This window comes from Peribacillus sp. NJ4, from assembly GCF_030348345.1.
Classification (GTDB): Bacteria; Bacillota; Bacilli; order Bacillales; family DSM-1321; genus Peribacillus.
In genome coordinates this window covers 3,382,102-3,394,917 of sequence record NZ_JAUCFQ010000001.1, presented here as the reverse complement: position 1 = coordinate 3,394,917, position 12,816 = coordinate 3,382,102, and the positions used below count along the sequence as shown (strand labels likewise).

The following is a 12,816-nucleotide window of genomic DNA, read 5'->3' as shown; positions in this document are numbered from 1 at the left end:
AGTAGGTTCCTGTACCATTTACAGCTGCTGCTGCCAAATCGAACACCGAAAACCGTAAGAATCGGCTCATGAAGATATGGTCGATGCCGTGTCAGGTGATTTCAGTTCGTAAGGATGGTCAATAAAAGGAATGTGAATTTCGCATAAGTTTTTGGGTATTATTGTGTCATTATCTTAATTAGAACATAAGGTGGTGTAACCCATTTAATTATTTTCCCCCTTAAACAAAAAAGGAGATGTTTCTATTGTCAAGTTGTGGTCATGAATCAAGTTGTGGTTGTGATAACGGTGTTGGTGGATTTGGTGGAGGTTTCGCCTTTATAGTTGTATTGTTCATACTCTTAATCATTGTTGGAGCTGCTTGCTTCGGTAACGGTGGCGGTCATGGCGCCGTTCAAGGGTATGGCGGTTTCTGCTAAAATTAGTATATGAAAAAAAAGCCGACTCTTTATTGGTCGGCTTCTTCAATTAATCTGTCCCTTTGTTACATAGCTTGAAAGAAGGTGATGATTTGAGGAGCTAAATCTCTAATGCAACTATATGGGGAGTTTAGTTTCATAACGTGGCAGTTCTCAAGACTTAGGAGACAAGTTAAATAAAAAGACCCTCCAAAAATCATCGGTTTGAGAGGGTTTTATTTTATTTAAAAGTTGTAGATTTGGGTCTCTCAATTGATTGCTCAACTTCTAAGTCACATAAACAACCGTTTTGAACATATTTACTTAAGCGGCATAATCCTGTGATGATACCCTCAATTTAAACTTACCCATGCTAAATGAGGAAAAAGTTATTTGGAGTAATATGATTATTTCTACTGTCAATTAAAGCAATACAGTGAGCCAATCGCTCTATTCCTGGTTTAATTTGGCTTTCGTTCACTTGAGAGATGCTTAATCGAACGAGATTTTCCTTTTTATATTCAGCTAAAAACATTCTAGAGGCATCATCAACATATATATGCTGCTCATTTAGCATATGAACTACCTGTTTTGCTTTCACATTTTCGGGCAAACTGATGGATAGATAGAATCCTGAAGTTGGTTTGGAAAAAGAAGTATTAGCCGGCAGCAATAATTCACATGCTTCTTGAAGGAGTTGCATTTTAGTACGATATACCTCTTTTACTTTTTTGAGATGGCTATTAAACATACCACTTTTTAAATAGATTTCTAGCGCACCTTGAGAAAGTGCTGAACTATTAAAATCCGAACTGAATTTATATCGTAAAAAATTGTTAATCATTAATGCAGGAAGAACGACAGTACCAATCCTTAACCCTGGGAGAAAAATTTTCGAAAGGCTCTTAATATAAATCACTCTCCCAGAAGGATCAAAAGAAAATAAAGGATCTGATTTTGGATTTGGATCAAGGTCTCCTAAAATATCATCCTCCACTATATACACATCGTATTTTTCAGCTAACTCAACGATTTTCTTCTTTTCGCCATTCGTGTAAGAATGTCCAAGTGGATTGTGAAATCTCGGGATAATATAGAAAAATTTTATATCATTATTTCGAAAAATGTATTCCAGACGATCAAGATCAATCCCTTCCATCGATAATTCAATCCCAAAAGTAGTAGCTTGATGCAGATTGATGGACTCAATGAATCCGAAATAAGTAGGCTGTTCAATCAGAATATTGTTTTTCCCATTTGGAAATGGCATAGAAACCAATAAATTAAGGGCTTGCTGCGAGCCAGACACAACGACTAGCCTTTCGGGTTGAGTGAACACCTGTAAATTTTGCAAATATTTCACTAACTGTACTCGTAGTGAGTAAAGCCCTTGTTGATCAGAGTATGTAAAAAGCTCTTCTTTATATTGGTCAATTGCTTGATTCATACAATGTTGAAATTCCACATAAGGCATAACATTTTTATCTGGACCTGCAGACAAGAAATCAATCACCTCATTTTCTTCCGTCGCTTTTTGAAATTCATTCACAACATAGTAGCCGCTTTTAGGAACAGAATAAATTAAATGCTCCTTTTCAAGTTCGGCGTATGCTTTAATGACTGTATTTTTGTTACATGAAAAATACTCGGATGACTGACGAACAGAAGGGAGTTTACTACCTGCAATTAGCGAACCTTCTGCTAGTCGAAGCTTAATTTCTTCCATTATCTTAATATATTTTGAGTTCATATATTGATCCCCCTTCAACTGTACCAGGACAGATAGGTAAAAAAATGGTTTATTTTTATTGTATGTACTCATAGTATGTTAATTATATCAGAACTGTTTTTAAGATAAGTAAACGATGGTACAGATTTGATACAAAATATAAAGACTGGGGTTGGGTAAGATGCAGGGAGAAACCAGAGCGAAATTAGGATTATTTTTGGGATTAGTGGGTGTCATTTGTTTTAGCTTAACGCTCCCTGCTACAAGTATTGCTGTAGCGTATTTTGGGACTACGGTCGTCGGTTTAGGAAGAACAGTTGTTGCTGCTATTTTAGTAGCTGTGGTATTGATCGTTCGAAACGAAAAACTACCTTCTTCAGGGCAATTAAAGAGTCTACTTATTGTTGCTGTTGGTGCAGTTTTAGGATTTCCTCTCCTCACTTCTTGGGCAATGGAATCCTTGCCTGTTTCTCATGGGGCTGTGGAATTAGCCCTGTTACCGTTAGCAACAGCCGGATTTGCTATGTTTAGGGCAGGTGAAATCCCTTCTCGCAAATTCTGGGTTTCAAGTATGATCGGCTCTTTAGCTGTCATTATGTATGCACTTCATCTTGGATTCGGTCAATTGCAATTTGCCGATTTAGCTTTATTAGCAGCAGTAATTATACTGGGACTTAGTTATGCAGAAGGGGGGAAATTAGCGAAAGAAATAGGTAGCTGGCAAGTGATTGCTTGGGCAATTATGATTGGTGCTCCATTTTTCATTATTCCAGTAGGACTAAACCTTACAACTGATATGCTCCATGCCCCTTTACAAGCTTGGGTAAGTTTAATTTATCTCGCAGTGGTTAGTCAATTTCTAGCATATGTTGCTTGGTATAGCGGAATGGCTATGGGAGGAATAGCAAGAGTTAGTCAGATTCAATACTTACAACCATTTTTGATGATTCTATTTGCAACAGTATTTCTAGATGAATCCATCACATTTTTCACTCTTGGAATAGCAGTGATTGTTGTCTTTTCTGTTATATTAGGCAAAAATGCTCACGTATCAATTAAAGGAGCTGTATCAGAGAAAAACTAACTGCATGTTCAATTCAGATAGCTAAATATGGCTTATGGAACGATCGAATTGTAATGGGTGTTGTCATGAATATTGAGGATTGTGGTTAAAAAACGGTTAACTTATATAAATCTTAATGATAAGAAAAAATTCTAAGAGGAGAAAAAACATGTATATTCCTGCACATTTTAAAATTAATGACGAAACACTTGCCTTCGATATTATGAGGGAATATAGTTACCGTTAATTTTAAACAAGGATAATTCATACTTATATGGACATTTTGCTCGTCCTAATCCTCAATGGAAAGACATCAAAAATCAAACCGTCTTAGCTATTTTTCATGGTCCGCATTGTTATATCTCCCCATCATGGTATGAGACGAATAATGCCGTACCAACATGGAATTATGTGACCGTTCATGTTTACGGAGAAGTAGAACTGCAAGAGGATGAACATGAGTTAATGAGCTCTCTACATGATATGGTGTCGAAGTACGAAGCTCCTGACAGTTCACTCGCTGGCATGAACAAAGGAGTTCAAGGATTCAAAATAAAAATCAACAATATAGAAGGGAAAGCAAAGTTAAGTCAAAACCATCCATTGCAAAGACAAGAGCTGATCGTTAATCAACTGGAACAGATTACAAATACAGATGAGCAACAGATTTCACTATTAATGAAAGGAAACCTAAAAAAATAACCTTGAATGTTACTGCACTATCGGGGAGTGTTGATCCATTAAGGATTAACACTCTTTTTGTGGGAAAAACTTGATCATAATCAAAATCTGGATTCCAAAACTTAATACGATCTTAATGACAAATTTGTTGCCGTAACTGATATTGATAATTATCAAAAAAATCTAAAAACTTCTTCTTTTTCTAATTTAATTGTGATAATGTATAAAATACAGAAGTATTAACTTCAACATTTTTTTATAAAGAAGTATTTAATTCATCAGAATAGGAGTTATATTATGGAACATCTTCCTTTTAAATTATTAGTGAAAGAAAAATTTCACCATTTATCGACAGGTCAAAAAAAAGTTGCCGCTTATCTGATTGAAAATTTGGATGAAGCCGCCTTTAAAACGGCTTTTCAAATTGGTCGGAAAGCGGAGGTTAGTGAAACAACGGTCATTCGGTTTTCCTATTCATTAGGATTTGAAGGGTTTAGTAAAATGCAGGACAGAATTCAAAAACAGCTGCTGCACCAAACCCAAATAGATATGTCCAATGGGGATGCCATTCTCCGCATGGATGACAAGCAAGATCCATTTACCAAAGTGATAGAAAACGAAGTACATATTTTACGACATCTATTAGATCATACGAACGTTCAGGATATATGGAAAGCAGTCGATGTCCTGATACAGGCTGACCAAATATTAATTGCAGGGCATCGGATTTCCCATGCCGCCGCCTATTGGTTCTCCTATACGCTAAGTTCATTAAGGGAAAATGTAAGTTTATGTTCACCAACAGGTGACTTCTATGAAAAGTTTTGTAATCTCACTGACAAGTCTGCATTAGTTGTTTTTTCCTTTCCGAGATATGCGAATGAAACATTAAAAGTTGCTGAGTGCGCCAAAGAACAAGGAGTTTGTTTAATCTCAGTTACAGACCGCCTCCTGTCACCTGTTGGTCGTATCTCTGATATTGCACTGACAACTGAAGAGAACGCAGAAACCGGAACCAATTCAATCGCTTCCGTTATTAGCTTATTGGACTTGGTTATTGCAGGTATACATGATAAAGACGCAAAACGGATCCATACCCATCAGCAAAAATTAGAAAATCTATATTCAAGCTATGAAGTGTTTAATGAATGAGTGTTAATGAAGTTGAAATTCATGTAAAGGAGGTGAATATGCAGCCCGAAATCCTGATATTACAGCAACCATGATAGGTTTAGGCTGCGATTTAACGCCTGGTCTGCACCATCCTGATATGAAATTTAATCTAGAAGCACTTATTTATGGAACGAAAATATTAATTAACACAGTAATTATGGCGGCAGCAGAATAAAATTTTTCACTTTAAAAATTAATGAAGGGGTGTTTTATGGAAAATATCGCACAAACATCACAAACCGGTGGCCAAGCAGCTACTGATGAAAAACAACTGGAGCGCAAGCTGAAACCAAGGCATCTTTCCATGATTGCAATCGGTGGAACCATTGGAACGGGACTTTTTTTAGCAAGCGGTTCCATCATTCATACTGCGGGTCCTGGAGGAGCTGTAGCTGCCTATATAATTGCCGGAATCATGGTTTTCTTTCTGATGACAAGTTTAGCCGAAATGGCTGCCCTTATTCCTATTACAGGCTCTTTTAGTACCTATACATCAAGGTTTGTCGACCCGGCATTAGGATTTGCGATCGGATGGAACTATTGGTATAACAATGCAATCGTAGTCGCTCTTGAATTAGCAGCTTCCTCCCTGATTATGAAATATTGGCTGCCTTCTGTTCCGGGCATCATTTGGAGCGCATTATTTCTTGCAATCATATTTGGCCTGAATATTTTATCGGTAAAAGGATATGGAGAATCAGAATTCTGGTTTGCCATAATAAAGGTTTTGACGATTATCATTTTTATAGCAGTAGGGTTATTAATGATTGTAGGAATCATGGGAGGGGATGCCGTAGGTTTTGAAAATATCACCAAAGGAGAGGCACCGTTTAAAGGAGGCTTTTTATCCGTTATAAGCGTCTTTATGGTGGTTGGGTTTGCCTTTCAAGGCACCGAGTTAGTAGGAATTGCGGCCGGGGAGAGTGAAAACCCAAGCAAAAATATTCCCAAGGCTATTAAGCAAATCTTCTGGAGACTACTCTTGTTCTATGTTTTGGCGATAATTGTGATTGGATTTTTAATCAGCTATAATGATCCGCGTTTGTTAAGCTCGGATATTGAAGATATTGCGGTAAGTCCCTTCACTCTAGTTTTTCAAAACGCAGGGCTTGCCATCGCTGCCTCCGTTATGAATGTGGTAATCCTTACTTCGGTTCTTTCTGCAGGCAATTCTGCGATGTACGGAGCTTCTCGTGTCCTTTGGGTGCTTGCGAAAGAAGGAAAAGCCCCTTCGTTTCTAAAAAAAGTGAATGCAGGCGGCATACCAGTGAACGCTGTGTACTTTTCTACCATCGTTGGGATGGCAGCTTTTCTAACCTCTCTTTTTGGTGAAGGCACCATTTATACTTGGTTATTAAATGCTGCAGGATTATCCGGCTTTATATCCTGGTTAGGAATTTCGATTACACATTATCGTTTCCGGAAGGCGTATATTGCACAAGGAAGAGATTTGAAAGATTTGCCTTATGTATCAAAATGGTATCCATTCGGTCCGATATTAGCCACAATTTTATGTGTAACGGCTATCCTGGGACAAAATTACTCTGCTTTTTTCGGCCCTGAGATTGACTGGTATGGAATTTTAATTTCTTATATCGGGCTTCCGTTATTTTTCCTGGCTTTTCTAGGCTATAAAATCTTTAAGAGAACAAAAATGATTCCATTGCAAGAGGCTGATTTCAGTAAAGTGGAATAAGTTCTATGGAAAGTATTCCATTTAAAAATAATATATTTAAATGATAGCTTCAGTGCCTAGCCACGACAAGCCGTCAGCTGTGAAACTAACTTTTCCATCTTATGGTTGGGTTTATCAAGGCACTTTGTGCTATTCCAAGGAGGATGACCATGACAAAAACACAGGAAATTGTAATTCGTTCCCTTCATCGAATTGAAGAGCTAGAGGACGTAAGAAAGCTAGAATCTACCATTTGGGGAGAAACCGATTCAACCCCCTCACACCAAACCATAACAGCTGTGAAAAACGGTGGTTTGGTTTTAGGAGCTTATTGGGAGGAACAGCTGGTTGGATTTCAATACAGCTTTCCGGGATTCAATGGGCAATCAGCCTATCTTTGTTCACATATGCTAGGTATAGATGTGCAATTTCGCAACAAAGGAATAGGGGAAAAGCTAAAGCTGGCACAACGTGAGGAAGCGATAAAGCTCGGCTATTCCGTTATTACCTGGACATACGATCCGTTGGAAAGTGTAAATGGGTATTTAAATATAGCCAAGCTTGGTGGGGTCTGTTCTACTTATATCGCAAACTGCTATGGTGAAATGGATGACCTGTTAAACAGTGGAATTCCTACAGACCGCTTCCTTGTCGAATGGCATATTGAAAAGCAGGAAACAACGGATTATAGGGGACAGGGAATCGCGCTGGACTATGTGATGGAGAACTCGCTAATTCAATGGGATACCGATAAAAAAGGATTGCCTGTTCCTTCTCTCACTCTTCCGTTGCCTATACAGGAATGTGGCACAGCTTTTGTGGCCATACCAAAGGATTTCCGAACAATAAGAGATACAAATATTCAAGCGGCCACTGAATGGCGAATGAAAACTAGTGAAATTTTCACCAATCTATTTCAGCAAGGATGGCAGGTAACTGATTTTATAAAGAATTCTAAAACAGAAATTCCCGTTCATTTTTATGTACTATCGAGAAAATAAACTAGTTGATTTTAATGAGAGTTCGAAAATTCAGGCTGCTGTCAGCCTAAAATACAAAATGGTAAGACTGTTTTTTAACGGTTTTATAACCAAAAGGAGAATTTTCTAATGAAAATTAAACAAGTTATTTTGAGGCATCTGAAGCTAGACTTGCTTCAACCTTTTACAACTAGCTTTGGGACGGAATACAATAGGGATTTTATCCTTGTTGAAGCCAAAAGCGATGATGGCATATCCGGATGGGCCGAATCTGTTGCGATGCTCGACCCTCTTTATAATGAAGAAACCCTTAAAACAAACTGGCACATACTCGAAGATTATCTAATTCCAATTATTCTAAAAAACGAAATCCGGCATCCTGATGAAATCTCCGAAAAATATTTTTCTCATATTCGCGGTAATTATATGGCAAAAGCTGCTTTAGAGGGTGCTGTTTGGGATTTGTATGCGAAAAGGCAAAATGCTTCTCTATCGAGTGTGTTGGGTGGAACAAAGAAAGAAATTGAAGTGGGGGTAAGCATCGGAATAAAGGACTCGATTGATTCGACTCTAGATATGATCGAGGCTCGCCTCGGTGAAGGCTACAAGCGTTTTAAACTAAAAATCAAACCGGGCTGGGATGTTGAATTGATAGACAAGGTCCGAAAAGTATATCCTGAAATCCCTCTCATGGCAGATGCAAATTCAGCTTATACCTTACAAGATATAGACCGGCTATCCGCCTTGGATGAATTTAATTTAATGATGATTGAACAGCCGCTTGCCTATAACGATATCATTGACCATGCAGATTTACAGTCAAGGTTAAAAACACCTATTTGCCTGGATGAAAGCATTCACTCATTAGAGGATGCAAGGAAAGCTATTAAATTAGGCAGCTGTAAAATTATTAATATCAAGATTGGCCGTGTGGGAGGTTTGACTGAATCCAAGAAAATCCATGATTTATGTCTTGAACATGAAATTCCACTTTGGTGTGGGGGGATGCTAGAATCCGGCATCGGAAGAGCGCATAATATCGCAATCACATCCCTGCCAAACTTCACTCTTCCTGGAGATACCGCAGCTTCCTCCCTCTACTGGGCAGAAGATATTATTGACCCTGAAGTTACAGTGGAAAACGGAATGATCATGGTTCCAGAATTGCCCGGAATTGGCTATGAACCAAGTTTGGAAAAAATCAATAAGTATACTATACATAGTCAAACTTATAATTTAAGTTAGAATAGGGTAAAAAGACACGTCTAGGGCAGTTCCTTGGTTCAACATCTAGTTTCCTTTCATTAATGGCATGATTCCCTAAAAAGGGAACATGCCTTTTTATGTAGTGAGGGGTATTTCTATAGTTTATCGTACTAACTTTTCTTCCTTCTTATCTTGATAAATAGGAATCTCTTTTTGGCTTATAGGACTATGTATATTTGATATATTGAGTCTTTTATTTTAACTAAAATCGAATTCCTTAATGACCTAATGGAGCTTTAGCTTAAGATCGGGGCTATCCTTAAGTCAGCTTTTGCTATCTTCATTGAGGGAGGTTAGGGCAATAATAATCTTTTGTAAATCTTATTTTGTTATAATGGTAATAAAATATTAACCATTATAGGAGATAAGATGCTTAAGAAAATTAAGACTTGGACGAGAAATTTAAAACGACAGATTTTTATCCTTTACTTTGCTTGTAAAGATGAACGGGTGCCTTGGTATGCAAAAGTGTTTACGGCTTGTGTTGTAGCTTATGCATTCAGTCCGGTTGACCTAATACCAGATTTTATACCCATTCTTGGTTACTTAGACGATGTAATTCTCGTGCCATTAGGGATAATTATTGCATTAAAGATGATACCAAAGACTGTTTTAACCGACTGTGAATGTAAGGCAGAAAAAATGATGAAAAACGGTAAGCCAAAGAATTGGATAGTCGGTTCAATAATAGTATTGATTTGGGGCTTAATTTTAATATGGGCAATTATTAATATTTATCGCTTACTCAACTAACAGGTGCTTTACTTCATGACGGAGGAGCTGTTCATCGGCTCTTATTTGTATGCAGCTAATTGGGGCAGGAAAGGTGAAGAGGTTCCTAGTTGAGTCGGATTTGCGAATAGAGGAGATCAATACCTTGTTATTGATCTCCTCTTAAATTATAATCAATTACAGACATTGAGGGTCTTTAATGTATTTATAAGGGAGAGAAACCATGAAATATTCAAGAGCCACTAATTATGCTTTACACACAATGGTATATTTAACTATAACTCCAAAGGGGAAGTCTATTGGAGTAGAACAATTAGCCAAATTACAGGAGCTCTCACCAACATACCTTTCTAAGATTTTAACAAAGCTTGTTAAAGCAGGACTAATTGAATCCAATCCTGGTGTTAATGGCGGATATAGTATAGTAAGACAATCTCACGAGATTTCTTTTTTAGATGTAATTCATGCAATCGAAGGTAAGGCAACTTTATTCAATTGTTCATTGGAACATGAGGTTTTTAATAATGAAGATTGTTTAATTGAAAATGTGATGATTGAAGCAGAAAAAAAGATGAAGGATGAACTAAATAATCGATATATTATTGATATTGCTAAACAAATCAAATCAACAAAGAATCATGAAGGTTTATGATTCTATTTTTTTATATTAATTGTAGATATTAAGTGTCTGTAAAACACTTAATTTAAACATGGGGTGAAATGTTGGGACCCTCACGAATAGTCATCCAAAATGCCGGGATGCCTGCTGTTAATAAAGATATAGGGCAGGTGAGTATTGACGGGCATTGCATAATCGAACAATGGAGGCGGACCGTTCACATATGATACCTTATTTGAGATGGTTCAATCTTATTATCGAGCTAAAATGGGCGAAAAAGAGGCATCACTGCTTGTGATCGGTGCAGGTGGCGGAAATGAACTTTCGGCATGGGGCCGGTCTAACCCAAAATGATCATTCACTGGAGTTGATCCTTCTGAAAAGATGCTTAAGATTGCTGAAAATAAAGTAGTTCAGCTAGGCTTGGAAAGTCGCGTCAGACTCTTTCATGGAACAATTGACGACTTACCACTTTCAGACTAGAAGTTCGATGCGGCAAGTTGTATCTTGGTTCTTCACTTCATTGATGATGAATATGAGAAGGTGAAGTTACTCCGAACCATTAAGGGTAATTTGAAATCAGGGGCTCCTTTCGTTCTCGTTAGTGCGTACGGAGACCGAGGTGATGCAGAACTTCAAGACAGAATAAATGTTTGGAAAACCTTTTTTTTAGATGCGAGATACAATTCATCCCAACTTGACGAGCTTGTTAACAAAAGCATTACGAAAATTTTCCTTTGTACCTGAAAATCAAATTGAAGCCGGGCGAATATAACCAGATTTTATTCTCCTGGATTTTTTGCGGGCTGGATTTGCCAGGATGAATGATTTATTGTAATTAACAGCGATGAGTTAACCCTATAGGGGTACAGGCAGGAAAAACCGGATTTGTAACGTTAAGGAAATTATAATTTCTGATTGTGCCCATTAATAATAAGAACAAAGGCTACAATAAAAACATTAATTTACGACAAAACAAGAAGACGAAATCTTTAAGATATCGCCGTCTCATATACTACGGGTTTATAATTTCCCCTATGTTCAATTGTCGCTTATTTTAAAGCTGATAAACTTTTGCTCCATCATTTCATGCATCGCATATTTGACGCCTTCTCGGCCAACACCGCTGTCCTTCCAGCCACCATAAGGCATATTATCAATCCGATAAGTTGGGATATCATTGATTACGACGCCACCTGTTTCCAAGCGTTCCGCCGCATAAAAAGCTCGTTCTATACTCGGTGTCATCACTCCTGAATTCAATCCGTAGCGCGAATCATTTGCATCATTGATGGCATCATCCAGCGTATCGAATGGGAAAATGCAGACAATTGGACCGAATACTTCGAAACGAAATACCTTTGAGTCACGATTTACATTGGTTAAGACGGTAGGCAATAGTACATTGCCTTCCACTGTACCGCCGCACTCAATTTTTGCTCCTTCCTGTACTGCCTCGTCAATCCAACTTTGTAACCGTTCCAATGATTTTTTTGAAATAACCGCTGTAATATTTGTACTTTCCTCCAGTGGGGAACCGATGACAAGCTGTTTTGTTGTACTTACGAATCGATCTAAAAATTGTTGGTATAGTGATTTGTGGACATAAATTCGTTGAATCGAGATACACACTTGCCCATTATTCGTAAATGAACCCATCACACTTCTTTGAATAATTTTATCGATGTCGACTCCTTCATCAATGATGAACGGCGAATTGGATCCGAGTTCAAGGGTAAGCTTACGGAAGCCTGCCTGCTGCTGGATAAGGTGTCCGACCTCTACACTGCCTGTGAAAGTCACTTTTTTTACATGTGGATGGGTCGTCAAGGCTTCACTTAAAACATCCCCTTTGCCCGGTATGATGTTCAATACTCCATCTGGCAACCCTGCTTCTTTAAAAATATCGGCAAGAACCAGTGCACTCAACGGGGTTTGTTCGGCAGGTTTTAACACAATCGAATTTCCAGCCGCAATAGCTGGACCAACTTTATGGGCGACCAGATTAAATGGAAAGTTAAACGGGGTAATCGCTGTAACGACGCCAATCGGGGTGCGAACCGTGAAGCCAAAACGGTTTACCCCACCCACTGCCGCATCCATCGGGATTTGTTCTCCATAATTGTTCTTTGACGCTTCTGCAGCAAAACGATAGGTCTGAACCGTACGATTCATTTCTTCACGAGCATTTCGAATCGTTTTCGCCGCCTCTAGAGAAATGATTTTCGCAAGTTCTTCACTGCGTTCTTCCATGATTGCTGCAGCTTTAAATAAAATTTCTGCTCGTGCATGAGCCGGGTAGGATCGGTATTTCTGAAAAGCGGCATTGGCCTCAACAATCGCTTCAACGGCATCCGCTGGTTCAGCCTGTCCGATTTGTGCAATTTCTTCGTTTGAATGGGGATTATATAATGGCTCATATGATTTAGCCTCCCGCCATTTACCACCAATCCACAATTGCCACTTTTTCTTCATCTGAAATCCCTCCAATAATATCTGC

At 38.2% G+C, this 12,816-nt stretch carries 10 protein-coding genes and 2 pseudogenes; 10 read left to right on the top strand and 2 right to left on the bottom strand.

Features of this window, described 5'->3' with window-relative positions; genetic code table 11:
- The first annotated feature begins 245 nt into the window (after positions 1-245).
- Complete coding sequence (locus QUF94_RS16860) at positions 246-419, top strand: YjcZ family sporulation protein (RefSeq protein WP_289316863.1); 174 nt, start codon at positions 246-248, stop codon at positions 417-419.
- A gap of 352 nt (positions 420-771) precedes the next feature.
- On the opposite strand, the gene QUF94_RS16855 is transcribed toward QUF94_RS16860, so the two are convergent.
- Complete coding sequence (locus tag QUF94_RS16855; protein ID WP_289316862.1) at positions 772-2,148, bottom strand: aminotransferase-like domain-containing protein; 1,377 nt, start codon at positions 2,146-2,148, stop codon at positions 772-774.
- Positions 2,149-2,308: 160 nt separating this feature from the next.
- Here QUF94_RS16855 and QUF94_RS16850 point away from each other — a divergent pair, with 160 nt between their 5' ends.
- The 9 genes and pseudogenes from QUF94_RS16850 to QUF94_RS16805 all read left to right on the top strand — a co-directional run.
- Complete coding sequence (locus QUF94_RS16850) at positions 2,309-3,211, top strand: DMT family transporter (RefSeq protein ID WP_289316861.1); 903 nt, start codon at positions 2,309-2,311, stop codon at positions 3,209-3,211.
- A gap of 202 nt (positions 3,212-3,413) precedes the next feature.
- Positions 3,414-3,892, top strand: a pseudogene (locus tag QUF94_RS16845) (FMN-binding negative transcriptional regulator).
- 276 nt (positions 3,893-4,168) lie between these two features.
- A complete protein-coding gene (locus QUF94_RS16840; RefSeq protein WP_289316860.1) occupies positions 4,169-5,023 on the top strand; it encodes a MurR/RpiR family transcriptional regulator in 855 nt (284 codons plus the stop codon).
- A 232-nt stretch (positions 5,024-5,255) separates the two neighbouring features.
- A complete protein-coding gene (locus QUF94_RS16830) occupies positions 5,256-6,740 on the top strand; it encodes an amino acid permease (RefSeq protein ID WP_289316859.1) in 1,485 nt (494 codons plus the stop codon).
- 149 nt (positions 6,741-6,889) lie between these two features.
- Positions 6,890-7,720 (top strand): GNAT family N-acetyltransferase, encoded by an 831-nt coding sequence (locus QUF94_RS16825; protein ID WP_289316858.1) that lies wholly within the window; start codon positions 6,890-6,892, stop codon positions 7,718-7,720.
- A gap of 108 nt (positions 7,721-7,828) precedes the next feature.
- On the top strand, positions 7,829-8,944 hold the full coding sequence (gene menC / locus QUF94_RS16820; RefSeq protein ID WP_289316857.1) for an o-succinylbenzoate synthase: 1,116 nt from the start codon (positions 7,829-7,831) through the stop codon (positions 8,942-8,944).
- A gap of 390 nt (positions 8,945-9,334) precedes the next feature.
- Complete coding sequence (locus QUF94_RS16815; RefSeq protein WP_289316856.1) at positions 9,335-9,718, top strand: YkvA family protein; 384 nt, start codon at positions 9,335-9,337, stop codon at positions 9,716-9,718.
- Between the two features lie 202 nt (positions 9,719-9,920).
- A complete protein-coding gene (locus QUF94_RS16810) occupies positions 9,921-10,349 on the top strand; it encodes an Rrf2 family transcriptional regulator (protein WP_289316855.1) in 429 nt (142 codons plus the stop codon).
- 336 nt (positions 10,350-10,685) lie between these two features.
- Positions 10,686-10,799 (top strand): annotated as a pseudogene (locus QUF94_RS16805) (class I SAM-dependent methyltransferase); the annotation flags it as partial.
- A 558-nt stretch (positions 10,800-11,357) separates the two neighbouring features.
- Here the strand turns inward: QUF94_RS16805 and QUF94_RS16800 are convergent.
- Complete coding sequence (locus QUF94_RS16800) at positions 11,358-12,791, bottom strand: aldehyde dehydrogenase family protein (protein WP_289316854.1); 1,434 nt, start codon at positions 12,789-12,791, stop codon at positions 11,358-11,360.
- Positions 12,792-12,816 lie beyond the last annotated feature (25 nt).